We start from the raw sequence: 22,705 nt of genomic DNA on the forward strand, positions 1-22,705 counted from the left end.
CAAAGACTCCCTTATTACGCTTTTACAAGAAATAGCGGTTGTCCATACTCAACAAGTTGTCCGTTATTAACAAGAATTTCAACAATTTCGCCCTCTACATCAGCATCAATTTCGTTAAATAACTTCATAGCCTCGACAATACATACGATAGAATCTTTCGATACTCTATCCCCAACACTTACATATGGAGGGGTATCAGGCGAAGAAGAAGAATAGAATGTACCTACCATCGGTGATGTGATTTTATGTAGGTTTTCATTTTGAACAGCCTTCTTCTCTTCTTGTTTTGGTGCTTCTGCTTGTGCTGCTGCTACTTTCGTTTCAACTTCAACAGGCGCTACTGGTTGCATAGCTTGTTTTGCTGCAGGTGCTTGCACAGCAACAACTTCATTACCACGCTTTTTCATTTTGATTGTTGTACCGTCTTTTTTGTATTCAAATTCATCAATATTAGAGCTATCAATTAATTTAATTAATTCGCGAACTTCTTGAATTTTAAACATGTAAAATCCACTCCCATACTCTTGTTTGTCCCGTTTTTACAGATTCTCGTCACGAAAACTAGATTGACTGTAAAAATACGATGTACTCTATTAGAAAATATATTTCATTAACTAATAGAAATATTTACTATTTCCATCTTACGATAAATTTTTTAAACATTCCAATTTATATTTCTTTATAATAAATCGAAATTCCTGTAAAAATATTATTCCAATAAAAAATTTAATACCTAGTAATAATACCAAGTTTCACATGAAATTGGCAAGACCACTTCTAAAAAAACATTCACTACTTTTTCAAAACGTTACACAGCAAACATGCCATTCCCTCTCCACTCTTCACCACACCTATAGTCAATAACATATTTTTACCAAATATTATTTTTTTGTTTACACGCCGTTCATCATTCCTTCATATAAGAATAGTATGTTCAAAGTGTAGAAAATATATTGTGTCGAGGTGTGGAAATATGATATGGCTCATTCTCTTTTTACCTGCTGTAATCGTTTGGGCATGCGTTCTTTTCATCCACGTCAAATCCGGAAAAAGTAATCATCAGTACCATGAACCACTAATCTTTTACTCACAACATATTTCTCCGTTCCGAGTTGAACATAGTAAAAATAATTACAAAGACGAAATAGAAAAAAGCTATCGAAAATGATAGCTTTTTTCTATTCACACGTACTTACATACTCTTTTTACTATTTGCATACCCTTTGCTTAGTAAAAGATAATAATCCGCAGGGAAATCCCTACGGATTAAAGTTTCACTTATTTCGCTGGTGGATCAAATTTCACACCTACATCTTTTGATCCGCCTTCACTTCTTACAAGTTGAATAATTTTATTTGCTTCTTTCTGTGAATGTTTTGCCGCTTTAACCGTTACTCTAATATCAGTACCATCAGCTCTTACAAGAGCATCTGGATATCCTCCTTGAGATTTAATTACTGTCTCAAGTAATTCTTGCTTCGTTTCCATTGTAGTGATTGCATCAAAGTTATCTTTCGCTTTACTCTTTTCTGTCGCTGAAGATTTCGAAGAATTCATCACTTCTTGTAATTTTGCTTTCTCTTCACTACGCTGATCTTCCATTTGCATACGTAAAGCTGTGAAATTCTCATCACTTGATTGAACTGATACATTGCCCTCTTTTTTACTTGTTTCTTTTTTTGCATTTTCTTTTTTGTCTGTTTCTTTATTTGTTGTTTCTTTGCTTGTATTTTCTTTTTTCGGAGTTTCTTTAGGCGCTTCGTTTGTTACTGCTTTATCAGTACCTTGTTTTTCTTGTCCAATCTTTTCACCTGTTGCTGGCGATGCTGTATTCATTTTGTCAGGAGTTGTCACGTAATACACAGATAGTACAACAACTAAACTTAACATCGTTAATAGCCAAACTGTTTGTTTTTTTAACACTTTATTTCCTCCCTATCAATTTTTCGGTGAAACTGAAACGCGATGGGCCGGTACATCTAGCAGCCTTATCACAGCTTCTTTTACCATTGCTTTAACTTGTATATTATCCACTCCCTTTGCTACGACAAGAACACCACGTACTTTCGGCTTCTCTGTTCGTAAAACAACAGGAGTTTCTTTATCCCCTTCACGTATAATGACAGTCTTTTCATCAAGAGACTCGTCCTCTACTTCTCTCTTACCGCCTGTTTTATCTGTTTCACCTGTTGTTTGTGAGCGTTTCACTGTATTTTTTTCTAAAATTTTTTCTTCAGATGAATCCAAATTCACTTTAATCGTTACGTCTTTTACTCCTGCTATTTCTTCTAAAGCAGTTTTTAATTCTTGTTCATACGCTTTTTCATATTTTTCTACATTTGACATATTATCATTATTTTTTTGTCCAAAAGTTGGTACATCTTTTTCCTGGTTTTGAGTTTTTTGTTCTTTAAATACAGGTACTTCTTCTTTTTTACTTGAAAAAAAACTACTAGAAAACATAAGCAACATTCCAAGTATGAGTAGGACAAGTAAGAACTTAGGTGTTACCTTTCTTCCCTTCTCATTACTTTCTTTTTCATCTCCATTCAATAAGTTTCGAAAAAATGAGAACTTCGAATTTTTATCTTTATTGTCCATTTACTCTACCTGTCCTCCCTTCCATTTGAACTTGGATTTGTTTATTCTCTAGTTGCCACCTGCTTGAAAAGAAGTCTTTCATTTCTACATTCGTTTCCTCTACTTTTTTCGGTGGTTCTTTCGTGTTAATTTCAACTGGTTTTACTGTTTCGATTGCATCATTTTTACTACGTTCTTTTTCTTTTAACGTCACAACAACAGATTGAATATCTTTCGCTGACTTTACTTCCGCTGTGCTTTCCGCTGCGACTATTTGTATTTCAGAGACTGACATACCATACTGTTTCTCAAACTCTTTCCCTACTTCTTTTTTCATTTTGGTAGCCATCTCTTCTAAACTATATGCACGTGTTAGAGCTTGTATTTCTTTTTTCTTCGAATCTATTGAATTTTTTACAGATCCTTCTGCTACGTACTTTTCTTCATTAAAATTTGCAATTACTTCATTTACATCTGTCTGCAATAGTTTAAAAAGAGGTGTTAAAATTAATACGACTAACAAAAGACTTACAACGAATTTAACGTATTTTTGCAAATTCGAATTTGGAAGAATAAGATGAAGCATTGTCGCTAAGAGCAAAAAAACGATAATATTTCTGATCCACTCTGTAACAAATTGCATACTCTTCACCTCCTACCGCATCATAAGTGTAATATTCCCCGCAGCAATAATAATTGTAATACTTAAAAAGAACATAAATGATACGATAGCTAAGCAAGCAAATACGTAAATGATGCTTCGTCCAATAATGTCTAAGCATTGAATAATTGCTCCGCCGCCAACCGGTTGCAATACTGCTGCTGCGAATTTATAAATAAATGCGATACAGAAAATTTGAATCGCTGGAAAAGCAACAATTAAACATAAAATGACGAGCCCAATAATTCCGACTGTGTTTTTCAATAATCCTGATGCGCTAATAACAGTATCTGCCGCTTCTGTAAACATCCTTCCGACTACTGGAATGAAGTTCCCTGTTACAAATTTAGCAGTTTTCACAGCTATTCCATCAGCAACGGCTGTTGCTGTTCCTTGTACAGATAATACCCCTAAAAAAATCGTTAAAAAGATACCGACAATCCCAACGCTAACGTTTTGCAGAAGCTTGGACAATTTCGTCACTTTATATTGATCACTCATTGTACTTACAATACTTAATATCGTTGCCAGTAATAAAAGCGGTAGAACGATATAATTCATAAGAAGCCCGCTTGTATTCATTAAGAAAATGATAATCGGATGAAAGAAAGATACAGATACAACCCCGCCACCAGTCGCTATAAGCGCCAATAAAATTGGCAATAGCGCTAATATGAAATCTACCATTGTTTGTATCGTTTCTCTTGCATATGTCATAACGACATAAAAACTATTTAAAGCAAAAATAATAAGTACCATATATACAACAGCATCAGCAATTTTACTTACACTACTTTTTGAAAAAGCGGATTGCAGTGATTGCAACAATGCACTAAAGATTGTGAGCATAATGAGTGTGCCAAGCAGTTTTCCATTAGCTGCAAGCTCATGAAATAAATATTTTAATAACCCTATCATCCACTCTTTTAGAGAGAATTCTTTTTCTCCCTTTACAAACTCCATAAAACTCCCTTTTTGACTCTCTGGCAAATAGCCTCCATATTTTGTAACAAGCCCGTCCCAAAATTGCTTCACATCTTCAATTCCGAGCTTATCCAATTGTTGATCAACGACGTTTGTTTCTACAGGAGAAGCTTGTACAACAACTGGTAAAGAAAAGAAAAGGAAGCAAGCAAATAGCAGCTTAGCTCCAAACCTCCTCAACATTCACTCCCCCTTATCCCGTCGGTAAAAATCCGAGAATAGTTTCAATTACAACCGTCAAAATAGGAATTGCCATAACGAGAATTAAGATTTTCCCAGCAAGTTCAATTTTCGAAGCGATGGCACCTTGACCAGCATCTTTTGTAATTTGAGCTCCAAACTCGGCAATATAAGCAATTCCAATAATCTTTAGTAACGTTTCCACGTAGACGTTACTAACTTTCGCTTCACTCGCAACTCTCTCAATCATTTGTAAAATAGAATGAATTTGATCGATTAAAATAAGAAACATCACGCTACCTACGAACACAATAAATAAAGATGTAATACTAGATTTATGCTGGTTCAAAACAGCAGCTAAAAACGTAGCAACGAGGCCTAATCCGACAATTTGTATAATTTCGATTCGAACCGCCTCCTTTACTGGAAGAGAAAGACACTTTTAATCTTGTCGAATAGCGTATTAATTAAAAATGCAACATGAAATAAAATGACGACAAAACCGACAAGGATAACCCAATTTGCAATATCCTCACGCTTCAATTCTTTTAGTACAGTATGAATGAAAGCTAAAACAATGCCGATTCCGGCGATTTGAAATATTAATCCAACATCAATGGACATCGCCTTTCTCCCCCCTATAGCAGTAAAATTACAATAAGTAGCCCTGCTAGTACCCCTAAGCTCTTAATCATTTTTTCGTATTGCAGTTGTAAAGCTTTCGCTTCCTCTTCTTCTCTCTCCAAATGTGTAATACATAAGCGAATATGTTTTTGTTGTGATTCACGATCATGTTGCCCTAGCGTTTCACCAAATTGCTGCAGTATTTCATACTCGGTTTGTTGAAAAGCCGTCAACTTCCAATTCTCTTTCAAACTATCTATCCAAGCTTCCCTTACTGTTTGTTCTCCACTTTCTAGTTTTTTAGCGAAACTTTGAAATATCCAATTTAATGGCTTTGGCATTTGTTTAACTAATCGCTCGGCAGCCTCAGATAAAGGTGTGTGTCCATACATAATTTCTGCCTCTAATGATTGAAGTGCTGATTTTAATAACCTAAGTTGCCTCGGTCTCTCACTGTATCTTTTAGCGTACGAAAACCCGAAAAAGGTGCTGACCGCAACGATTAACACTGCACCAAATATTTTCACCATACGCCCTCAGCCTTTCTATTTGATAACACTGGTTTTCCATATTTATCTTTCACCTGCATAACCGTTCCTGGACCCCTCGCTTTTGACAACTCCACAAACCTATCAAATATACCAAGCTCTAGCACTGCCTTGAGCGATGGACGTCTCACAACATCCTCATAGGAAAATCCGTGTGCGCTTATAAAAAGCTGGACACCTGCATGCACTGCCTCCATAATTGCTTCACTATCTTCTTTACGGCCAATTTCATCTACGATCAAAATATCAGGACTCATAGAACGAATCATCATCATCATTCCTTCTGCCTTTGGACATGCGTCTAACACATCGACTCGGGTACCAAAATCATATTGCGGGATCCCTTTCACACAACCAGCAATTTCTGACCGTTCATCAACGATCCCCACTTTACAGGAAGGAATTTCCGAAGCACTTACCCCTTGACTCATGCAACGTGCTACATCTCTTAAGAGTGTCGTTTTTCCCGTTTGGGGAGGGCCAATTACCATCGTGTTTAACCACCTTTTTTCATACAAATATGGCAAAAGCGGTTCAGCAATCCCTATTTTTTGACGAGCAATACGAATATTAAAGGAAGAGACATCACGAATCATTTTCACTGCGCTTTTTTCTGTAATGACTTTTCCTGCTAACCCGATTCTATGCCCTCCGCGAAGCGTCACATACCCACGTTTTAATTCCTCTTCCATCGTATAAATTGAGAATTGACTTAACTTATTCAATAAGTAAATAGCATCCTCTGCAGTAGTGATATAGTCATAAAAAAACACCTTTCCGTGTGCAATACACTCTAGCGGCCTTCCAATTCGAACACGAATTTCCTCTAAAGCATCGTATTGCTTACATTCTTCAATTAAGTACTTCATCGTTTTTGGTAAAACTTCTAATACCTCTTTCATCGGCTTCTCCCCACTATACTCGACTTACTATTTCAGTAATGCGATAAAAATACAGCAAATTCCAAGCGCTAGAAAAAAGAGCTTCAAGAAAGAAATTTCACTTGCTACACTCGCTATCCCAATTGTCATTGTTAAAATTAATACGGTAGGTCCAACAAACGCCAACATACCATTTATAAACAACGCTTTCTTCGCATCATTCACATAAAGCATAAGCAAAGCAGCAAATATCTCCGCACTACCTGAAAATAATCGAAGTGCCCCCATAACAAGCACGGATGTTTCCATTGCCGCTAGCCACTGTTTCATTCTTCCACCTTCTCCCGTAACAGTTACTAACTTCGTATTCTAAAAAAGAATATATTTGTACAACCATATGCAGAGGTTGTCTATTTCAGAAGTAAAAACATAATTTTTCTCTAAATTCCGAATTACAATCTGAATATTCATATTATTTCATGGTATATTATGGTATATTTAGTTTAAAAGAGGTTTAAACCATGCAACACGTCACTTTATTACCACTAGATTTATGCCATACAAATGTGATTTTCGAGCTATCAAGTGATCCACATATAAAAAATGCATTGGGAATAACGGTAGAAAACATCGAAGACACGAAAACATTTCTTCTTTTCGCAATAGAAGAAGAGCATCAAAAGAAATCCTTATCGAGAATGATTGTGAATGAAGAAAATGAAATAATTGGCCTCACCACACTTAAACATATTAATAATGAAAAAAAGCAATCTCACATTGGTAGTTGGCTCGGCTATCCGTACTGGGGAAAAGGCTATAACGAGGCTGCTAAAAAAGAAATCTTTAAAATCGCCTTTTTAGACTTACAACTTTCCTACGTATTTGCTGGTGCTAAAACGAATAATATCCGCTCACTAAAAGCACAAGAAAAACTACCTTATATTTCATTGCATGTGGAAAACAAGTTTCCAGACGAACACGCTGCACTAGAGAAAGAAGTAAAGTCACCTTGCTCTCTGCATGTCGTGTCACGTAAAAATTTTTTAAACTGGTTGAAATTACAAAATGAGGAGGAAAAATATGAAGGCATTGAAAATTAGTTTAACCGTTGTAGTAGAATTAGCTCTTATTTATCTTTTTTCATTATTAGTCGGTTGGTCATTTATAGAGACCTTTTTCCTTGGTAGTTTAGCAATATTTGCAATTATGTGGTTAATTATTATGAGTAACCATAGAAATAACATTACAGATCACGCAATAAGTAAAACATTAACTGGCGTTGAGACTGGCGAAATAAAACCATTTCAAATTGTTTTGACTCCATCTATTATGGGTACTCTTTCACTTGTTTTAGTCAGTTTTATAATAACAGCTATTTACTATCTACCCTATTTCCTATAAAAAAAGCACTCGTGAATTATCACGAGTGCTTTTTTACTATGCACGAGAAACGTATTTACCTTCACCAGTGTTGATGATAAGCATTTCGCCTTCGTTAATGAAGATTGGTACTTGTACAACAAGACCAGTTTCTAATGTAGCTGGTTTTGTTACGTTAGAAGCAGTATCACCTTTAATACCAGGCTCTGTTTCTGTAACTTGTAATTCAACTGTGTTTGGAAGTTCAACACCAAGTACTTCGCCTTGGTAAGTCATAATTGCTACTTCCATGTTTTCTTTTAGGAATTTAAGCTCGCGCTCGATTTGTTTTTCACCAAGTTCGATTTGCTCATAAGTTCCGTTATCCATAAATACGTGAGCCTCACCGCTTGCGTATAAGTATTGCATACGACGGTTTTCGATGTGTGCTTTTTCTACTTTCTCACCTGCACGGAATGTTTTCTCTTGAACAGAACCTGTGCGAAGATTACGTAGTTTAGAACGAACGAATGCAGCACCTTTACCTGGCTTTACGTGTTGGAAATCAAGTACTTGCCAAAGGGCATTGTCCACTGAAATTGTTAAACCTGTACGAAAATCGTTTACTGAAATCATGTAAAAAAATCCTCCTGTGTATTACAAAATAATAAGTTCTTTTGGTGATTTCGTAATTACTTCATTACCTTCACTTGTCACAATGATATCATCTTCAATACGTACGCCGCCAATACCTGGAATATAAATACCTGGCTCTACTGTTACAGCCATACCTGGTTCAAGTACTGTATCAGAACGGAACGCTAAACCTGGTGCTTCATGGATTTCAAGACCTATTCCATGACCAGTAGAGTGTCCAAAGTATTCACCATATCCTTTTTCCGTTATGTAGTCACGCGTTAGCGCATCAGCCTCGCGACCTGTTAAACCAGCTTTAATACCGTTCACACCACGTAGTTGTGCTTCTAAAACGATATTATAAATTTCTTTTAATTTATCAGATGGTTCACCGACTGCAATCGTACGAGTAATATCAGAACAATATCCTTTGTAATAAGCGCCGAAGTCTAATGTAACGAAATCTCCTGTTTCTATCACTTTTTCAGATGCCACGCCGTGCGGTAATGCCGAACGAAGACCTGAAGCAACGATAATATCAAACGAAGAAGATGTTGCTCCTTGTTTTCTCATGAAAAATTCAAGTTCATTTGACACTTCAATTTCAGATACTCCCGGGCGAATGAATGATAGAATATGCTCAAAGGCAGCATCTGCAATCTGTGCAGCTTCCTTTAATATCTTAATCTCTGAATCAGTCTTTATCAAGCGTAACTTTTCTACAAGTCCAGAAGTCGGGATAAATTCAGCATCAATCGCTTCCTTATGCACTGAATAAGAACTATATGTAAGAGTATCTTGCTCAAAACCAAGTTTTTGAATTCCAAGCTCTTTCACTTGCTTTGCCACTTCATCAATGATCAATCCTGCGTGCTGTACAACCTCATATCCAACCGCTTGTTTACTTGCCTGCTCGACGTAACGGAAATCTGTAATAAATTGAGCACGATCTTTTGAAATAAGAACAACGCCTGCTGTTCCTGTGAAGTTAGCCATATATCTACGACTATGTTCATTTGTTAACAAAATACCGTCAATGCCAGCCTCATCAAATGCACTTCGTAATCTTTCAATTTTCTCCATTACTTTATGCCTCCCTCAATTTCTCCATTAATGCAAATAACGCTAACTTATAGCCATAAAAACCAAATCCTACAATTTGACCTGCACAAACAGCTGCCGTCACAGATTCATGACGGAACGATTCACGCTGATGAATGTTAGAAATATGTACTTCAATAACAGGAATCGAAATGCTCGCAATGGCATCACGAATCGCATAGCTATAATGCGTAAATGCTCCCGGATTTAAAATGATCCCTTCATATATATCTTCCGCTTCATGAATAATGTCGATAATGGCACCTTCATGATTCGATTGGAAACATTCTAACTCCACTCCCATTGTTTCTGCTTCTTGCTTCATATCTGCTTCAAGTGTCGCTAGCGTGCCCTTTCCATATACATTTACCTCACGAACACCGAGGCGATTTAGGTTAGGACCGTTTACGAGGAGTAACTTTTTCATATCCTTAAAACTCCTTAATATTAAATATCTATACAATATTTTAACATAGGAGTTACTTATTTGAATAGTTCGTCTTCTCTTTCCCTTCTTGTTCTGCTTTATTGCTATTTACTGCGTAAGAAACAGAATATGCTATAAACACACCATACAATATAAAAATACATATTGTCGTCACAATTGTCTCTTTTGGTAAATGGAGCGCACTTTTAATAACAGGAGCCATTAAACCCATCCCCAAAAACAGTAGTGCCCACCAAAATAGCCCATAAATAATTCCCGCTATAATCCCTTCAAACTTCGCAAAAAATGCTTTATACAAAAAGGCGATCAAAATTGAAAGAAGTCCCATACACACTATTCCGAACACATTGCCCCATACACCCTCTTTCCAACTTCCAAACGCAAATGGTAAAAGGAAATAATTCGGTCCCGCCTCCGTGAATGAAAATATATGAAGGAAATACCAGATCCCGCCCCAAAAGATTCCACCAAACAAACCAATCTGCACAAAATTCCTTGTTCCTAATTGTTCTTGACTCACATCGACACCTCCGCTCAATAGTATGCCCGAAACTATTTTGAAGCATGTTTAAATCCTGCGAAATTTGTCTATAAAAAGAATAAGAAATGTCCGACTCTCATAACATTTTCCCTTGTCATCTACTTGTATTTGCCGATAAAATAAAGGAAACTCGGTGATTGTCTTATTTCAAAACGACAGAACCCAGTATGACAATTGCCTCTTTTTCTACATAAGAGAGAAACAAATACAGGTTGGTGTTAACATGGCAGAAGAGTCAAAACAAATATATGGCGGGCAAGCGGTCATAGAAGGAGTTATGTTTGGCGGTAGAGAATATACTGTTACAGCGGTTCGTCGTAAAGATAAATCGATTGAATTTTATCGATTACCACGCGTTCGTAATAAAGTACTATCTACCCTAAAAAAAATTCCATTTTTACGAGGGATTGCCGCTATTGTGGATGCAAGTGCGAATGGAGCAAAGCATTTAAACTTCGCTTCAGAACGATTTGACGTCCACCCAGAAGATGATGAACAAATTGCAAATAAAAAAGAAGAACAATCAAAATTAACGATGGTATTAGGAGTTGCAGCTGTTGGCGTTTTATCTTTTATATTCGGTAAAGTCATTTTCACAGCAGTTCCTGCACTATTAGCTGAATTAACGAGACCGATTTTCCCATCTCATACTGGGCAAATCATTGTCGAAAGTGTCATTAAGCTCATGCTATTATTGAGCTATATATACTTTATTTCTTTAACCCCACTTATTAAGCGGGTATTTCAGTATCACGGTGCAGAGCATAAGGTAATCAATGCTTACGAGAATAACCTTCCTCTGACTGTAGAAAACGTTCAAAAGCAAACTCGTCTCCATTATAGATGCGGCAGTAGCTTTATTATATTTACAGTCATTATTGGAATGTTCGTTTATTTCCTAGTCCCTACAGATCCTCTTTGGGCACGAGTTATAAACAGGATTTTATTAATTCCAGTTGTACTTGGTATTTCTTTTGAAGTATTGCAATTTACAAATCGATTACGAGATATTCCCGTATTACGCGTACTTGGATATCCTGGATTATGGCTACAACTATTAACAACGAAAGAACCAACAGATGATCAAGTGGAAGTAGCAATTGCATCGTTTGAAGAATTATTACGTTTAGAGAACAAACAATAATTATTTAAAAATGGTGTTCAACTCCTTTCCTCATCGTTAATATACTAATTTCAATATATGTTTTTAGGAGGTGTCCCTTATGAACGGTCGTTCGTTTACTTTCGCTATATTTGTGCTTATTATCGGATTGGCAATATTCGGCCTTGTTTCATCTGTTATTACAAATCCCATGGGTGTATTAAGAAATATCGGGTACATGTTACTTGTTGTCGGTATCTTTTACTTGCTATACAAGATGTTTACAAATTCCAGTGGTTCCGCAAATTCGCAAAGCTCATATAAGCGTGCGGCAAAACAATCGAACCGCAAACATGGGAAACAAAATGTAGCACCCCTAGGCAATTCTTTCTTTAAGTCAAATACTTCTAATGACAAAAGTAAAAAAGGGAATTCTTCCACTTTGAAACGAAAAAGAAAACAGTCTCATTTAACTGTCATTGAAGGCAAAAAAAGCAAAAAGAAAGACCGTGCTTCCTTTTAGGAAATACGGTCTTTTTTTATACTTTGAAGCACTTCTTTTAAACTTTTCTCTCTCATACTTTCAATTCGAAGATGATGATTTTCAAACGGTAAATTCCGTGTCACATCATTAGGTACCACAACGCACGTTAATCCCGCTGCAACTGCTGCTCTCAATCCATTTAATGAGTCTTCAAATACAACAGCTTCAGATGGCTTAATTCCTAATTCTTCTATTGCAACTCGATAAAGAGCTGGATCTGGTTTTACCTTCTCAACATCTTCTCTCGTTTTAATTACTTCAAAATATTCTCGAATTTGTAGCTCTTCTAAAAAATGAATAACCCATTCTCTAGAAGAACTAGAAGCTAGTGCGATTTTTAATCCCATTTCTTTCGCTTCTTCTAAATATTCTTTTACCCCGTCACGAGCTTCTGGTATTCTCATTTTCTCTTTATGTAAAGTTGCCACTTTTTCTTTTAATACACTTTTGTTAAACTTCTCTTTTAATTGATCATTTAAATATGTATAAAGTACCTCATCTGTTGTTCCAATGCATTTCGCAAATTCCTCTAAAGGTAGTTCCCCGCCGTATTCACGAACAGCATCTCTGAAAGAGTGAAACCATATCGTTTCTGTGTCCACAATTAATCCATCAAAATCAAAAATAATTGCTTTCATAATTCTCCCATCCTTTTCGAATTGAAATAAAAAAGGAAACGCCATACGTTCCCCTTAATTACTTTTCTCTTCATTTGCTCTTTGAACACCGCGAAGCGTTTCCACTCGGACTGCATCTTGTTCAAAGTATTGCACTAAATCACCAATGCGATCAATCGCTTCCCAACTTAAATGATGTTCAATTCCTTCTACATCATTGTAAATTTTACTTTCATCCACACCGATAATACGCATAAATTGCTCTAGCAAGTCATGACGATATACGAGACGTTCTCCGATTTTTTTACCTTTTGTTGTTAATACAAGCCCTCTATATTTTTCATAAATTAGATATTCATCTTTGTCTAATTTTTGCACCATTTTTGTTACAGAGGATGGATGTACACTAAGCGCTTCAGCAATATCAGATACGCGGGCGTAACCCTTTTCATCAATCAACAAATAAATTTGTTCAATATAATCTTCCATACTAGGGGTAGGCATCGGTTTCCTCCATCCAAGTTCATTTTGCTTATTCCGTACGAAGCAATCAATAAAATGATACACCAGAAAGAATAACGTGACAAGTTGAAAACGAGCCTAAATATATAAAACAAAAAAGAATCTGTATTTGCATACAGACCCCCCTTAAGTAAAATATTGTATTTCTGCATTAGGAAAAAACTCATTTATATAACCTCTTATCGTTTCTTCCAATACTGCTGCATCATCCTTTTTATATACATATTTTCCGATGCCATATCGTCCCCATTTATACTTCCGCTTCTCTTCATCCATTTCAAGCTTCGTATTTGGATAACGCTCTTGAATAACCTTTTTCGCTGGTTTTGTAAAACGATGCTGAATTAATTCAAACGTTAAATTTGGTATCGTCATATCCTTCAGCGCATTGTACAGTCGCTCAAATAGTTCACGGTATCCTTCTTCCCATCCTTCATGCATATAAAGTGGCGCAACTATAAAACCAAGTGGATAACCCGCGCCTGCTACTTTACGAGCAGCTTCAATTCTTTCTTCAAACGGTGATGTCCCTGGTTCAAAATTTTTAATTACATACCGTGAATTAATACTAAACCTGAAACGCGTTTTCCCATTATGTTTTGCATCTAACAAATGATCAACGTGCGAATATTTCGTAACGAAACGCAAACGCCCATGCTCACTTTCTCCAATAAATTCAATCGCCCTCTTTAATGCATGTGTTAAATGATCAATCCCAACGATATCTGATGTACAAGCAGCTTCAAACCTTGTGATTTCAGGTGCTCTTTCATCCATATATTGCTGTGCCTTCTCAAATATTTCATCAAGATTCACATACACGCGAACGTAAGGCTTACTCCCAAGTGTCGTTTGCAAATAACAATAATGACAATGTCCCATACATCCTGTTGCAAGCGGAATTGCATATTCAGCTGACGGTTTTGAAGTATCAAACTTTAATGTCTTCCTCACCCCAACGACAAGCGTTGCTTTTGCATTACGATACTTTTGTAAATCATTTTCACCCGGCAAATTCCGAATTTGATTATGGGATGTCGTTTCACGAATTTCTAATCCCATCTTCGTAAACTTCTCATAAAGCTCTTTTCCAAGTGGATATTCAAGTGCCTTCGGTTCAAAGTACACGAGTTTTGGCATAAATGGTTTCATACGCTTCCCTCCTCTCGTTAGTATGGGAAACATTGAAAAATTAACACTCATTAAAGTTTTCCACTTCAGTAACTTGCGTTGCAAGTTACTGAATGTTATAATCCGGATAACAGCTACCTTGCAACGCAAGTTACCTGAGTAAAAGGTGGTGAAATCATGCACAGCCAAATGTTAAAAGGTGTACTAGAAGGTTGTATCCTATACATCATTTCACAAGAAGAAGTGTACGGATATGAACTGAGCACAAAATTAAATAAACATGGCTTTACATTCGTAAGCGAAGGAAGCATCTATCCGTTATTATTACGTATGCAAAAAGAAAAATTGATCGAAGGCACATTAAAAGCTTCCTCACTCGGTCCAAAGCGAAAATATTATCACATAACCGATAAAGGATTAGAACAACTTAAAGAATTTAAACAAAGCTGGGGAATGGTTTCTACTACGGTAAATAACTTATTACAGAGGGAGTGATAGGGATGAATGCACAAGACATGATTGAATTGAATAATAAAAAACGTGAGCTTCTAACTTCTGAAAACGAGGCTGCTTATGGTGATATGTTAGTATATCTTCGAATATCAAACGTACCCGAGCAACAAATGGAAGAACTGTTACTAGAAATATTAGATCACCTCATCGAAGCACAAGCAGAAAATAAAAACGCTTATGACATCTTCGGAGATAATTTACAATCTTATTGCGATGAACTTATATCAGCTTTACCAACTCAAACAAAGTTAGAAAAAGCCTCTTTAATTGGATTTTCTATTAGCTTACTTCTTGCTATACAGTTTGGCATAAATGCAATTATTTCATTTTTTATGTTTTTCTTTGAAAAAAACAATACATTATCAAGTCCGCCTTTTAGCATCCTTGGAACTACTTTGTCCGTTTCAATAATTATACTAGGTATACTATTTATTTTATATTTATTAAAGCGTTACTCCTTTAATCAGAAAATGAATTGGAAAAGAAGAATTCTATTTGGATTCGCATTTGCTACTCCATTTTGTTCCGCTGTATTCTTAAATATTTATTTCCAAAAGCAACCTTACCTCATTTATCATCTAAACTTTTGGCAAAATGCTTTAATTGCTATCTTATTTTTTATTTTATATAAATTACTATATAAAAAATCAAATTTTTAACAGCCCTTCAAAAGGCTGTTTTTTCTTCTGTCTAATTTTACAAATTGAAAAATTTCATAAAGAAAATAAGAAAAATGCAAAATAATTAAAGTTAATTGTTGACGTGATGCTTTTATTATCGGTATCATAAATCTTCGTGAGCAATTATTTTTCGTTATACGATTTTTTTATTATTACTGAATTTTTGAGAGGAGAAATTAGATGTCAGTTAAGAAGAAAACGCAAGTACGCACCGGCAAAATGGTACGTGAACTAATGTTAGCAGACGAAGATGTAAATGCTTCGCTAATTATGGTATATAGTGAAAACGGTGTAAACGCAGAAATTAAAATCGAGGGCTTAACGCCGAAATGTAACGAAGAATTATTTTTGAGCGGAAACGTGGATTGGAACAAGAGTGTTATTTATAAAATTGTTGATTTCACTGGAAACGCTGAAGTTGGTAAAGTTACATTAACAGCGATGAACAAAAACAATGTGTCTCTAGAAATTGAACGCGTTATGTGGAGTAAAGAAAATAAAGAAGCTGCCGAGCAAGAAGAAACACAGGTAGAAGCAGCACCGAAAAAAGAAGTAGTTGTAGAAGCTCCAAAAGCAATTACACATGCTCCTAAGCCTGTTACGCGTGTGGAAACACCTGCTATGGCACCTAAGCCTACTCCGGTACCGACACCGAAGCCAGTAAGCGTAGAAGCAGCTGTAGAACTAGTTACTCCAGCGCCTGTGAAAAAAGCAGTCCCTACTCCAGTTACAAAGCAAGAGACAGCACCGGTTGCTCCTGCAAAACCGAAGCAGCCTGCTTTGACTGAAACAAATTCAAAACTACAAGAAAATTATGTTAAACTCGTGAAAAAGACAATTGAAGTTTGTCAAGATTACGAGCTTGGCATCGACATAGATGATTCTATTGAAAGCTTAAAAGAAGAACTACAAAGCCAAGGTATTAGCGTTACATTTGACAAAGAAATTATGGACGTTGTAAGTCGCCTTCGTTCTTTACAAGATAAAGGAATCAAAGTAGAAAAAGTACTTAATTTACTATAAAAAAAATAAGAGGTGGCAATTGCCATCTCTTATTTTTTATAATTCCACTCATTACTTTCATACTTTTCTTTCGCTAACGTTTGAACTTCATGTAACTGTTCTTCTGTTAATTCATATGGAACAAGTTCTACATCCAATCCTTTTTCAAAGCCAACTTCAAACGCTTTAATTAACTGTTCTATCGTAAATGTACGGTCTGTTAATTCATTAATTGCTACTGCTTTAGAAGAGAACATACTCTTCATACGTTCCTTCACACGTTCATTTGGGAATAAAAATAGATCATATAGTTCATCTAAATCAATTTCTAATGGAATCGATCCATGCTGTAAAATAACACCTTTTTGACGTGTTTGAGCACTACCAGCAATTTTTCGTCCTTCCACTACAATTTCATACCAAGATGGTGCATCAAAACATACGCCTGAACGTGGATTTTTTAAATTTTCACGATCTGCTTCTGTTTTTGGAACTGCATAATAGGCTTCTAACCCTAATGCCTTAAAACCATCTAATAAACCTTGCGAGATAACACGATACGCTTCTGTAACTGTTTTCGGCATATTCGGATGATCTTCAGACACAATAACACTATACGTTAACTCTTTGTCATGTAGTACACCCCTGCCGCCTGTTTGACGACGAACGAATCCATATTTCTTTTCGTTAACTACATCCATATTAATATCTTTTTCAACACGTTGAAAATACCCAACTGTTAATGTTGGTACTTCCCATTCATAAAAACGAATTGTTGGTGGCATTTTCTTTTCACTTTGCCAATTTAATAAACATTCATCTAACGCCATATTAAATGCCGGTGAACATTGACCAGAGTTAATATAACACCATTTTTCTTTTCCCATCCTGCACCTCATATAACCAATTATTTTTCACATTCTCTAGTCTACCAAATTCGACAAAATTTGTGAAAGAATACGAAATTTCTTCTTATATGCAAATGAATCTGTTGCATAAATACATAAGGGCATTATAATATTGAAAGTAGGATAAGAAAAAAGGGAGCGATAGAATCGTGTCAACAACTTGGATTATTTTATTAGCCGTAATCGTAGCATTTATCGGCTACACTGTATGGATGTACTTCTATCAGAAAAAATTAATTAAAACTCTTACAGAAGAAGAATTTCGCGCTGGCTACCGTAAAGCACAGCTTATCGATATTCGTGAAGCAGACGAATATAACGCAGGGCATATTTTAGGTGCACGTAACATTCCGTTATCACAAATTCGCCTTCGCCATAAAGAACTTCGTCAAGATCAACCTGTTTACTTATATTGCCAAAGCGGATTCCGTACAGGTCGTGCAGCGCAATACTTAAAAAAACAAGGCTACAAAGATTTCTACCAATTACAAGGTGGATTTAAATCTTGGACAGGCAAAATTAAAAAGAAATAATAACATACAAAAAACTAGCTGAATAAATCAGCTAGTTTTTTCATTTCATCTTATTCGCAATGTATAATAAATTCTGCTTGATTACCTTTTCATCGTTCTCTTCTACATTCCGATACAGCAGCTGATATTCAATTCCTTTCTCTTTCCATATAAGCGTAGCAAATTCGTCACCACGTTCATAATCATCTTTATTTTTAAAATAAGCAGACGTTCCATTATTCAGTTTCATTTGTTCTTGAAATCGCTTCTCTTCCATAAGATCCGGAAAACTATAAGGAAAGTTCGCGACATTTAACTCAATATACTCATTTCTACCTGGCTCCTTCTGTTTATATTTAATCGTTAAGACAGCGTTCTTTTTCCCAAGCGTTCTTACTTCACCCTTCACATCACTTGTAATGTCGTACGGTAAAAACGTTGGAACTTTAAACTTCACCGGAAAATATTTTGGAAGTTCCTTTAGCGGAATAGGATCCGTAACACGATCCATAGCTCCTCCTGTTGTTCCCACAAAGTGTTTTTCTTCTTGCATCGTTTGCTGAAACGAACACGAACTAAGTACAAAACTAGAAAACACGAAACAAATGATTCTTTTTTTCAATTTGTTTCCGCCCTTTCATACCGCTCTCTTAACGAACGAAGCGTTGATATGCTCTTCATATTCGCTTTGTCATCAAACTCCACCTTTGAAAACTTTCTACGTTATTCTCACACATTTTGACAACACTTTTTGCAAACAAAAAAGACCCCTATCATTCTTACGCCCAAGTGAAAAGGTTACGCGAATAAAAAGAAGTCTTATTAATACCATAGTTTGTGAAAAGCTTTTCAGGTCAAGATTTTTTCTTTCTTATTATTTTCCCTTTATAATAAGTGAAAGAGGTGATACATATGGCCAATATAAAACAAATTGCTAAAACTGCTGGTGTATCGATATCAACTGTTTCTCGTGTCCTGAATAATCACCCTTACGTAAAAGAAGAAAAGCGTAAGCGTGTTCTAGATGCTGTTGAAGAATTAAACTACGCAAAAAATATAAATGCTGTCCATTTAATAAGAGGGAAAACATATACAATTGGCGTTATGCTTCCTTTCATTAACCTCCCCTACTTTAGTACGATTATTGAAGGAATCGGAAACGAAGCGTTATTAGCTGGGTATCATATTAATTTATGTCAAACGAATTACGATAGCATTGAAGAAATTCGTGTTCTTGAAATGATGAAAATGAAACAATTTGATGGGATGATTATTTGCTCCCGAACGAGCTCTTGGGAACAAATCGAACCTTTTGCAAAATTTGCCCCTATTATTTCATGTGAAAAAATGAAGCATCCCCTCATTTCATCCATCTACGTAGATCATTATGAAGGTTTCCGTCTTGGTACTGCCTATTTACTAAGTAGAGGCCATGAAAAAATCGGAATTTGTTTAGCAAGAAAAACAAGTGTAAATTCCATGGAGCGCGAAAAAGCGTTCGCCGATACACTTCGTAACGAAGGCAAAACGTTGCATCCTGAATGGATTTTCCACCAATGCTATACAATGCAGGACGGAGCACAAATACTCCATCGTATTTTAAATATGAAAAATCGTCCAACTGCTATTTTCACAGCGAACGATCAAGTTGCAGCTGGTTTATTAACAGAGGCTCGAAAACATGGTATTCGAGTACCTGAAGACCTTGCTATCCTTGGATTTGATAATCATGAAATTTCAAAGGCATTAGAAATTTCCACAATTGAACATCCCGGTCTCGCAATGGGCTCACATGCTTTTTCTTTATTCCATAAGCAGATCCAAAGCGAGCAAATTGTCGGCAGTGCAAAAGAACTTTCATTCCATTTAATTGAGCGAGAGACTGTCTAAAAAGAGCGTTACTTATAACGCTCTTTCTCAGCTCTTCACCTATTGACTTTATATTTCCCATCTCATATAATGAACCTAACGAACGGTAGGTAGGGGATGAAAATGACAGCAAACCGCATTAAAGCTGTAGCACTTTCTCATTTCGCACGCTACGGCTATGAAGGAACTTCATTGGCAAATATTGCTCAAGAAGTTGGGATTAAAAAACCATCGATTTACGCACACTTTAAAGGAAAAGAAGAGCTATATTTCATATGCTTAGAATCTGCTCTTCAAAAAGATTTGCAGAGCTTCACAGGCGATATCGAAAGCTTTTCCAATTCGTCCACTGAAGAATTGCTTTTAAAATTATTAAAAGGGTATGCAAAACGATTTGGTGAAAGTGAAGAATCAATGTTTTGGTTACGAACTTCTTATTTTCCGCCTGATGCATTTCGCGAACAAATTATTAATAAAGCAAATGTACACATTGAAAACGTCGGAAAACTTTTATTCCCTGTATTTAAAAGAGCAAGCGAACAAGATGAGCTGCATAACATTGAAGTAAAAGACGCCTTAGAGGCTTTTCTATGCTTACTCGACGGTCTTATGGTTGAACTATTATACGCAGGTTTAAATCGTTTTGAGACACGTTTAGACGCTTCTTGGAAAGTATTTTGGCGCGGACTTTCAAACTGACGGATTGCTCCTTTGCAATGCGTCGTTTTTAAGCCCTTTACCTAACGACTGGTAGGAAGGAGAAATGACATATGGCATGGATTTATGTAATCATCGCTGGTATTATTGAAATCTTTTGGGTGATTGGACTAAAAAAAGCAGAGGCACCACTTGAATGGGCTGGTGTTGCTCTATTAATTACAATTAGTTTCGTCTTATTATTTAGAGCTTATAAAGATTTACCTGTCGGCACTGTATACGCAGTCTTTACAGGAATTGGAGCTGGTGGAATTGTTCTTACAGAGATTTTCATCTTCGGAGAACCTTTCTCTATCGTAAAAGTTTTATTAATCGGTTTAATCTTCTTCGGAGTAATTGGTTTAAAACGAGTAACAGAAGAAAAAGAAGCGAAGGAGGCCGCATAAAATGGCTTGGGTATTTTTAATTCTAGCTGGTATTTGTGAAATTATTGGTGTACTCTTTATGAAAGTAGCCACTGAAAAGAAAGGCTGGGCACCAAAAGTTATTTTAATCGCTAACTTCGGCGTAAGCTTCTTCTTCTTATCTCTTGCGATGAACACATTACCGATGGGAACTGCTTACGCAATTTGGACTGGAATCGGAACTGCTGGAAGTGCACTTCTAGGCATTCTCATTTTCCGAGAATCAGCGGATTGGCGTCGTCTTGCTTTCTTAAGCTGTATTCTATGCGGCGCTGTTGGCTTAAAACTATTAAGCTAACGTGAGGTGAATGTCATGTGGAAAGAAAAAGGAAAGAAAATATTAGCATGGATCACACTTGGTATCCTCATTCTATTACAAATAAGTTTTCATATAATAGAATCATTGTTTCATAAAGTATTATCCATTCTCACATTCCTTCCTAACATGACACTTGAAATTATATCGATTGTTTGGTCCATTATCGCCTCCATTGCAATCGTCATTATATGGAGTATCGCCAAACTATGGAATAAGTTATTTAAAAAGGACAGTATTTCTGAAAAAGAATAACTGTCCTTTTTTATATTCATTCAGACTTTCTGTAGAAGTTACATGTGATAAGACAAAACAGACCAATTATGGCAATACTTATACCAACCCCTTTATGTAAACTTGGAAATAACAGTGGTATATCCGAGTAAACATTTGCTAATATGAGGCCGATTGAAAATAAAAATATTCCTATTCTATATAACCATTTTCTTTTGTTCATCATTCTCCCCTCCTAACATTTTTCATATACTCCTTTCTTTTGGACATACTACCTAAAAAAGGAGTGGATAATATGCAAAATTCTATACATAAGCAAATTCTATTTTTATTTTTCCTATTTCTTATTCTCGTTATCGTTTTCAGCTTTATATTACATACTCCAAAAGATGTTGTACCGAGTAACCTCTCTGTTTATAAACTTTTACTTTCCTATTGTCGTTATTGAAGAAGGTGCCTTTTATAGGGCACCTTTTAAAATTCTCTCTTCTCATACAATTTCACTGAAACGAAGATAGATATTATAAACATGCATATTGAACTAATGAATAACACGCTGTTATATAGTTGAATTTGTTCTAGGTTGATTCCAAAGAAAATAGAAGAAACGGCCATAGGTGCTATTAGTATAAAAATCGCAATAAAAATAGTTTTTTTATAGGCCAACCAAAACGATATCGGTAAAACAAAGCTTAAATACACTAAAATAAAGCTAATACTAGCAACCATTGTCGTTTCAATAAATTCAAATAGGTTAACCCCATTCTTCATTCCCATCGTAAAACAACCGACCATTACACTTATAAAAAGAATAATAATTGCTACTATATATTTTGCAAATACAATATGTTTTTTCAATATTGGTAAACTATTTACTATAACTTCACTCTCATTTTTACTATCTGCTTCAAATGTTTTTACTGTTGCCCCAACTGTAATAATTACTGACATAATTATGAACAGATTTTCCGTATCTGTTAAGGCCATATAAAAGAAAACAGGATACAGTATGTACCAAATTAAAAATTTCCATTGAATAATGAAATCTTTTAAAATTAGTTGCTTGATCATGTATTGCACCTCCTAATATG

At 35.7% G+C, this 22,705-nt stretch carries 35 protein-coding genes; 14 read left to right on the plus strand and 21 right to left on the minus strand.

The window, feature by feature from the left end; translation table 11 throughout:
* Positions 1–14: 14 nt before the first annotated feature.
* Complete coding sequence (accB, locus tag DN399_RS20575; RefSeq protein WP_000472859.1) at positions 15–503, minus strand: acetyl-CoA carboxylase biotin carboxyl carrier protein; 489 nt, start codon at positions 501–503, stop codon at positions 15–17.
* 470 nt (positions 504–973) lie between these two features.
* Between accB and DN399_RS20580 the strand changes: the two genes are divergently transcribed.
* Positions 974–1,168: a DNA recombination protein RecO gene (locus tag DN399_RS20580; RefSeq protein WP_149149911.1), complete on the plus strand. Its 195-nt coding sequence runs from the start codon at positions 974–976 to the stop codon at positions 1,166–1,168.
* A gap of 110 nt (positions 1,169–1,278) precedes the next feature.
* Here the strand turns inward: DN399_RS20580 and DN399_RS20585 are convergent, their stop codons facing one another.
* Genes DN399_RS20585 through DN399_RS20625 form a run of 9 tightly spaced genes read right to left on the minus strand, consistent with a single transcriptional unit; the run spans position 1,279 to position 6,788 of the window.
* Complete coding sequence (locus tag DN399_RS20585) at positions 1,279–1,923, minus strand: SpoIIIAH-like family protein (protein WP_000914709.1); 645 nt, start codon at positions 1,921–1,923, stop codon at positions 1,279–1,281.
* A 15-nt stretch (positions 1,924–1,938) separates the two neighbouring features.
* A complete protein-coding gene (gene spoIIIAG, locus DN399_RS20590; protein WP_000368881.1) occupies positions 1,939–2,601 on the minus strand; it encodes a stage III sporulation protein AG in 663 nt (220 codons plus the stop codon).
* Positions 2,591–3,223, minus strand: a complete 633-nt coding sequence (gene spoIIIAF, locus DN399_RS20595) for a stage III sporulation protein AF (RefSeq protein ID WP_001161052.1) — start codon at positions 3,221–3,223, stop codon at positions 2,591–2,593. Before spoIIIAF ends, spoIIIAG begins: the two co-directional genes overlap by 11 nt.
* A 12-nt stretch (positions 3,224–3,235) precedes the next feature.
* A complete protein-coding gene (gene spoIIIAE / locus DN399_RS20600) occupies positions 3,236–4,408 on the minus strand; it encodes a stage III sporulation protein AE (RefSeq protein WP_149149912.1) in 1,173 nt (390 codons plus the stop codon).
* Positions 4,409–4,418: 10 nt separating this feature from the next.
* Entirely contained in the window at positions 4,419–4,802 is a 384-nt protein-coding gene (gene spoIIIAD, locus DN399_RS20605) for a stage III sporulation protein AD (RefSeq protein ID WP_077393170.1), read from the minus strand.
* Between the two features lie 23 nt (positions 4,803–4,825).
* The gene (gene spoIIIAC / locus DN399_RS20610) at positions 4,826–5,029 is read right to left on the minus strand and encodes a stage III sporulation protein AC (RefSeq protein ID WP_000020914.1); all 204 of its coding nucleotides are present in this window, start codon (positions 5,027–5,029) and stop codon (positions 4,826–4,828) included.
* Positions 5,030–5,043: 14 nt separating this feature from the next.
* A complete protein-coding gene (spoIIIAB, locus tag DN399_RS20615; protein ID WP_000238702.1) occupies positions 5,044–5,559 on the minus strand; it encodes a stage III sporulation protein SpoIIIAB in 516 nt (171 codons plus the stop codon).
* On the minus strand, positions 5,553–6,479 hold the full coding sequence (spoIIIAA, locus tag DN399_RS20620; RefSeq protein WP_000665905.1) for a stage III sporulation protein AA: 927 nt from the start codon (positions 6,477–6,479) through the stop codon (positions 5,553–5,555). The genes spoIIIAB and spoIIIAA overlap by 7 nt, the downstream gene beginning before the upstream one ends.
* A 27-nt stretch (positions 6,480–6,506) precedes the next feature.
* Positions 6,507–6,788, minus strand: coding sequence for a YqhV family protein (locus tag DN399_RS20625; RefSeq protein WP_000816050.1), 282 nt, complete (start codon positions 6,786–6,788; stop codon positions 6,507–6,509).
* A gap of 191 nt (positions 6,789–6,979) precedes the next feature.
* On the opposite strand from DN399_RS20625, the gene DN399_RS20630 reads away from it, so the two are divergent.
* Positions 6,980–7,558, plus strand: a complete 579-nt coding sequence (locus tag DN399_RS20630) for a GNAT family N-acetyltransferase (RefSeq protein ID WP_102955926.1) — start codon at positions 6,980–6,982, stop codon at positions 7,556–7,558.
* Entirely contained in the window at positions 7,539–7,859 is a 321-nt protein-coding gene (locus DN399_RS20635; RefSeq protein WP_000645571.1) for a hypothetical protein, read from the plus strand. Before DN399_RS20630 ends, DN399_RS20635 begins: the two co-directional genes overlap by 20 nt.
* A 36-nt stretch (positions 7,860–7,895) precedes the next feature.
* Here the strand turns inward: DN399_RS20635 and efp are convergent, their stop codons facing one another.
* Genes efp through DN399_RS20655 form a run of 4 tightly spaced genes read right to left on the minus strand, consistent with a single transcriptional unit; the run spans position 7,896 to position 10,522 of the window.
* Positions 7,896–8,453 (minus strand): elongation factor P, encoded by a 558-nt coding sequence (gene efp / locus DN399_RS20640; protein ID WP_000626516.1) that lies wholly within the window; start codon positions 8,451–8,453, stop codon positions 7,896–7,898.
* Positions 8,454–8,474: 21 nt separating this feature from the next.
* Positions 8,475–9,536 (minus strand): Xaa-Pro dipeptidase, encoded by a 1,062-nt coding sequence (gene pepQ / locus DN399_RS20645; protein ID WP_000411040.1) that lies wholly within the window; start codon positions 9,534–9,536, stop codon positions 8,475–8,477.
* Between the two features lie 4 nt (positions 9,537–9,540).
* Positions 9,541–9,981, minus strand: a complete 441-nt coding sequence (gene aroQ / locus DN399_RS20650; protein ID WP_000735140.1) for a type II 3-dehydroquinate dehydratase — start codon at positions 9,979–9,981, stop codon at positions 9,541–9,543.
* Positions 9,982–10,033: 52 nt separating this feature from the next.
* Positions 10,034–10,522 (minus strand): YqhR family membrane protein, encoded by a 489-nt coding sequence (locus tag DN399_RS20655; RefSeq protein WP_048536128.1) that lies wholly within the window; start codon positions 10,520–10,522, stop codon positions 10,034–10,036.
* Positions 10,523–10,766: 244 nt separating this feature from the next.
* On the opposite strand from DN399_RS20655, the gene DN399_RS20660 reads away from it, so the two are divergent.
* Together DN399_RS20660 and DN399_RS20665 are read left to right on the plus strand one after the other, a co-directional pair.
* On the plus strand, positions 10,767–11,687 hold the full coding sequence (locus tag DN399_RS20660; RefSeq protein WP_000807121.1) for a DUF1385 domain-containing protein: 921 nt from the start codon (positions 10,767–10,769) through the stop codon (positions 11,685–11,687).
* A 79-nt stretch (positions 11,688–11,766) separates the two neighbouring features.
* A complete protein-coding gene (locus DN399_RS20665) occupies positions 11,767–12,168 on the plus strand; it encodes an SA1362 family protein (protein WP_001014463.1) in 402 nt (133 codons plus the stop codon).
* On the opposite strand, the gene DN399_RS20670 is transcribed toward DN399_RS20665, so the two are convergent.
* The 3 genes from DN399_RS20670 to splB form a co-directional block, all read right to left on the minus strand.
* Positions 12,165–12,827, minus strand: a complete 663-nt coding sequence (locus DN399_RS20670; protein WP_025687934.1) for an HAD family hydrolase — start codon at positions 12,825–12,827, stop codon at positions 12,165–12,167. The genes DN399_RS20665 and DN399_RS20670 overlap by 4 nt on opposite strands.
* 54 nt (positions 12,828–12,881) lie before the next feature.
* The gene (gene mntR, locus DN399_RS20675; RefSeq protein ID WP_001143084.1) at positions 12,882–13,310 is read right to left on the minus strand and encodes a transcriptional regulator MntR; all 429 of its coding nucleotides are present in this window, start codon (positions 13,308–13,310) and stop codon (positions 12,882–12,884) included.
* A gap of 144 nt (positions 13,311–13,454) precedes the next feature.
* The gene (splB, locus tag DN399_RS20680; protein ID WP_000802121.1) at positions 13,455–14,480 is read right to left on the minus strand and encodes a spore photoproduct lyase; all 1,026 of its coding nucleotides are present in this window, start codon (positions 14,478–14,480) and stop codon (positions 13,455–13,457) included.
* A gap of 156 nt (positions 14,481–14,636) precedes the next feature.
* On the opposite strand from splB, the gene DN399_RS20685 reads away from it, so the two are divergent.
* The 3 genes from DN399_RS20685 (at position 14,637) to DN399_RS20695 (ending at position 16,675) form a co-directional block, all read left to right on the plus strand.
* Positions 14,637–14,954, plus strand: a complete 318-nt coding sequence (locus DN399_RS20685; RefSeq protein WP_000556079.1) for a PadR family transcriptional regulator — start codon at positions 14,637–14,639, stop codon at positions 14,952–14,954.
* A gap of 5 nt (positions 14,955–14,959) precedes the next feature.
* On the plus strand, positions 14,960–15,631 hold the full coding sequence (locus DN399_RS20690) for a DUF1129 family protein (protein ID WP_000993584.1): 672 nt from the start codon (positions 14,960–14,962) through the stop codon (positions 15,629–15,631).
* A 201-nt stretch (positions 15,632–15,832) separates the two neighbouring features.
* Positions 15,833–16,675: a hypothetical protein gene (locus DN399_RS20695; RefSeq protein ID WP_149149913.1), complete on the plus strand. Its 843-nt coding sequence runs from the start codon at positions 15,833–15,835 to the stop codon at positions 16,673–16,675.
* Positions 16,676–16,704: 29 nt separating this feature from the next.
* Here DN399_RS20695 and DN399_RS20700 read toward each other — a convergent pair whose 3' ends face one another.
* A complete protein-coding gene (locus tag DN399_RS20700) occupies positions 16,705–17,541 on the minus strand; it encodes a lipoate--protein ligase family protein (protein ID WP_000514081.1) in 837 nt (278 codons plus the stop codon).
* Positions 17,542–17,711: 170 nt separating this feature from the next.
* Between DN399_RS20700 and DN399_RS20705 the strand changes: the two genes are divergently transcribed.
* Positions 17,712–18,095: a rhodanese-like domain-containing protein gene (locus DN399_RS20705; protein ID WP_000108653.1), complete on the plus strand. Its 384-nt coding sequence runs from the start codon at positions 17,712–17,714 to the stop codon at positions 18,093–18,095.
* A 40-nt stretch (positions 18,096–18,135) separates the two neighbouring features.
* Here DN399_RS20705 and DN399_RS20710 read toward each other — a convergent pair whose 3' ends face one another.
* A complete protein-coding gene (locus DN399_RS20710) occupies positions 18,136–18,672 on the minus strand; it encodes a hypothetical protein (protein ID WP_033695179.1) in 537 nt (178 codons plus the stop codon).
* Positions 18,673–18,986: 314 nt separating this feature from the next.
* Here DN399_RS20710 and DN399_RS20715 point away from each other — a divergent pair, with 314 nt between their 5' ends.
* From DN399_RS20715 to DN399_RS20735, 5 genes are all read left to right on the plus strand, one after another.
* Positions 18,987–19,964 carry a LacI family DNA-binding transcriptional regulator gene (locus tag DN399_RS20715; protein WP_001273985.1) on the plus strand — a complete coding sequence of 326 codons (978 nt, stop codon included), beginning with the start codon at positions 18,987–18,989 and terminating at the stop codon, positions 19,962–19,964.
* Between the two features lie 96 nt (positions 19,965–20,060).
* Positions 20,061–20,642 (plus strand): TetR/AcrR family transcriptional regulator, encoded by a 582-nt coding sequence (locus DN399_RS20720; RefSeq protein WP_002005730.1) that lies wholly within the window; start codon positions 20,061–20,063, stop codon positions 20,640–20,642.
* A gap of 71 nt (positions 20,643–20,713) precedes the next feature.
* Positions 20,714–21,046, plus strand: a complete 333-nt coding sequence (locus DN399_RS20725; RefSeq protein WP_000312339.1) for a DMT family transporter — start codon at positions 20,714–20,716, stop codon at positions 21,044–21,046.
* 1 nt (position 21,047) lies between these two features.
* Entirely contained in the window at positions 21,048–21,362 is a 315-nt protein-coding gene (locus tag DN399_RS20730; RefSeq protein WP_000312623.1) for a DMT family transporter, read from the plus strand.
* Between the two features lie 15 nt (positions 21,363–21,377).
* Positions 21,378–21,635, plus strand: coding sequence for a DUF3975 family protein (locus tag DN399_RS20735; RefSeq protein WP_000265368.1), 258 nt, complete (start codon positions 21,378–21,380; stop codon positions 21,633–21,635).
* A 16-nt stretch (positions 21,636–21,651) separates the two neighbouring features.
* Here DN399_RS20735 and DN399_RS20740 read toward each other — a convergent pair whose 3' ends face one another.
* Both DN399_RS20740 and DN399_RS20745 read right to left on the minus strand, forming a co-directional pair.
* On the minus strand, positions 21,652–21,840 hold the full coding sequence (locus tag DN399_RS20740; RefSeq protein WP_016123326.1) for a hypothetical protein: 189 nt from the start codon (positions 21,838–21,840) through the stop codon (positions 21,652–21,654).
* Between the two features lie 248 nt (positions 21,841–22,088).
* Positions 22,089–22,685, minus strand: coding sequence for an ABC-2 transporter permease (locus DN399_RS20745; RefSeq protein WP_006921547.1), 597 nt, complete (start codon positions 22,683–22,685; stop codon positions 22,089–22,091).
* Positions 22,686–22,705: the final 20 nt, after the last annotated feature.

The organism is Bacillus sp. AR4-2 (assembly GCF_008274865.1).
Lineage (GTDB): Bacteria > Bacillota > Bacilli > Bacillales > Bacillaceae_G > Bacillus_A > Bacillus_A cereus.

Excerpts from the sequence above, each read along its gene's own strand:
- accB (WP_000472859.1), bottom strand. The coding sequence starts at position 503 with ATGTTTAAAATTCAAGAAGTTCGCGAATTAATTAAATTAATTGATAGC.
- DN399_RS20580 (WP_149149911.1), top strand. The coding sequence starts at position 974 with ATGATATGGCTCATTCTCTTTTTACCTGCTGTAATCGTTTGGGCATGC.
- spoIIIAG (WP_000368881.1), bottom strand. The coding sequence starts at position 2,601 with ATGGACAATAAAGATAAAAATTCGAAGTTCTCATTTTTTCGAAACTTA.
- spoIIIAF (WP_001161052.1), bottom strand. The coding sequence starts at position 3,223 with ATGCAATTTGTTACAGAGTGGATCAGAAATATTATCGTTTTTTTGCTC.
- spoIIIAE (WP_149149912.1), bottom strand. The coding sequence starts at position 4,408 with ATGTTGAGGAGGTTTGGAGCTAAGCTGCTATTTGCTTGCTTCCTTTTC.
- spoIIIAC (WP_000020914.1), bottom strand. The coding sequence starts at position 5,029 with ATGTCCATTGATGTTGGATTAATATTTCAAATCGCCGGAATCGGCATT.
- spoIIIAB (WP_000238702.1), bottom strand. The coding sequence starts at position 5,559 with ATGGTGAAAATATTTGGTGCAGTGTTAATCGTTGCGGTCAGCACCTTT.
- spoIIIAA (WP_000665905.1), bottom strand. The coding sequence starts at position 6,479 with ATGAAAGAGGTATTAGAAGTTTTACCAAAAACGATGAAGTACTTAATT.
- DN399_RS20625 (WP_000816050.1), bottom strand. The coding sequence starts at position 6,788 with ATGAAACAGTGGCTAGCGGCAATGGAAACATCCGTGCTTGTTATGGGG.
- DN399_RS20630 (WP_102955926.1), top strand. The coding sequence starts at position 6,980 with ATGCAACACGTCACTTTATTACCACTAGATTTATGCCATACAAATGTG.
- DN399_RS20635 (WP_000645571.1), top strand. The coding sequence starts at position 7,539 with ATGAAGGCATTGAAAATTAGTTTAACCGTTGTAGTAGAATTAGCTCTT.
- efp (WP_000626516.1), bottom strand. The coding sequence starts at position 8,453 with ATGATTTCAGTAAACGATTTTCGTACAGGTTTAACAATTTCAGTGGAC.
- pepQ (WP_000411040.1), bottom strand. The coding sequence starts at position 9,536 with ATGGAGAAAATTGAAAGATTACGAAGTGCATTTGATGAGGCTGGCATT.
- aroQ (WP_000735140.1), bottom strand. The coding sequence starts at position 9,981 with ATGAAAAAGTTACTCCTCGTAAACGGTCCTAACCTAAATCGCCTCGGT.
- DN399_RS20660 (WP_000807121.1), top strand. The coding sequence starts at position 10,767 with ATGGCAGAAGAGTCAAAACAAATATATGGCGGGCAAGCGGTCATAGAA.
- DN399_RS20665 (WP_001014463.1), top strand. The coding sequence starts at position 11,767 with ATGAACGGTCGTTCGTTTACTTTCGCTATATTTGTGCTTATTATCGGA.
- DN399_RS20670 (WP_025687934.1), bottom strand. The coding sequence starts at position 12,827 with ATGAAAGCAATTATTTTTGATTTTGATGGATTAATTGTGGACACAGAA.
- mntR (WP_001143084.1), bottom strand. The coding sequence starts at position 13,310 with ATGCCTACCCCTAGTATGGAAGATTATATTGAACAAATTTATTTGTTG.
- splB (WP_000802121.1), bottom strand. The coding sequence starts at position 14,480 with ATGAAACCATTTATGCCAAAACTCGTGTACTTTGAACCGAAGGCACTT.
- DN399_RS20685 (WP_000556079.1), top strand. The coding sequence starts at position 14,637 with ATGCACAGCCAAATGTTAAAAGGTGTACTAGAAGGTTGTATCCTATAC.
- DN399_RS20690 (WP_000993584.1), top strand. The coding sequence starts at position 14,960 with ATGAATGCACAAGACATGATTGAATTGAATAATAAAAAACGTGAGCTT.
- DN399_RS20695 (WP_149149913.1), top strand. The coding sequence starts at position 15,833 with ATGTCAGTTAAGAAGAAAACGCAAGTACGCACCGGCAAAATGGTACGT.
- DN399_RS20700 (WP_000514081.1), bottom strand. The coding sequence starts at position 17,541 with ATGGGAAAAGAAAAATGGTGTTATATTAACTCTGGTCAATGTTCACCG.
- DN399_RS20715 (WP_001273985.1), top strand. The coding sequence starts at position 18,987 with ATGGCCAATATAAAACAAATTGCTAAAACTGCTGGTGTATCGATATCA.
- DN399_RS20720 (WP_002005730.1), top strand. The coding sequence starts at position 20,061 with ATGAAAATGACAGCAAACCGCATTAAAGCTGTAGCACTTTCTCATTTC.
- DN399_RS20725 (WP_000312339.1), top strand. The coding sequence starts at position 20,714 with ATGGCATGGATTTATGTAATCATCGCTGGTATTATTGAAATCTTTTGG.
- DN399_RS20730 (WP_000312623.1), top strand. The coding sequence starts at position 21,048 with ATGGCTTGGGTATTTTTAATTCTAGCTGGTATTTGTGAAATTATTGGT.
- DN399_RS20735 (WP_000265368.1), top strand. The coding sequence starts at position 21,378 with ATGTGGAAAGAAAAAGGAAAGAAAATATTAGCATGGATCACACTTGGT.
- DN399_RS20740 (WP_016123326.1), bottom strand. The coding sequence starts at position 21,840 with ATGATGAACAAAAGAAAATGGTTATATAGAATAGGAATATTTTTATTT.
- DN399_RS20745 (WP_006921547.1), bottom strand. The coding sequence starts at position 22,685 with ATGATCAAGCAACTAATTTTAAAAGATTTCATTATTCAATGGAAATTT.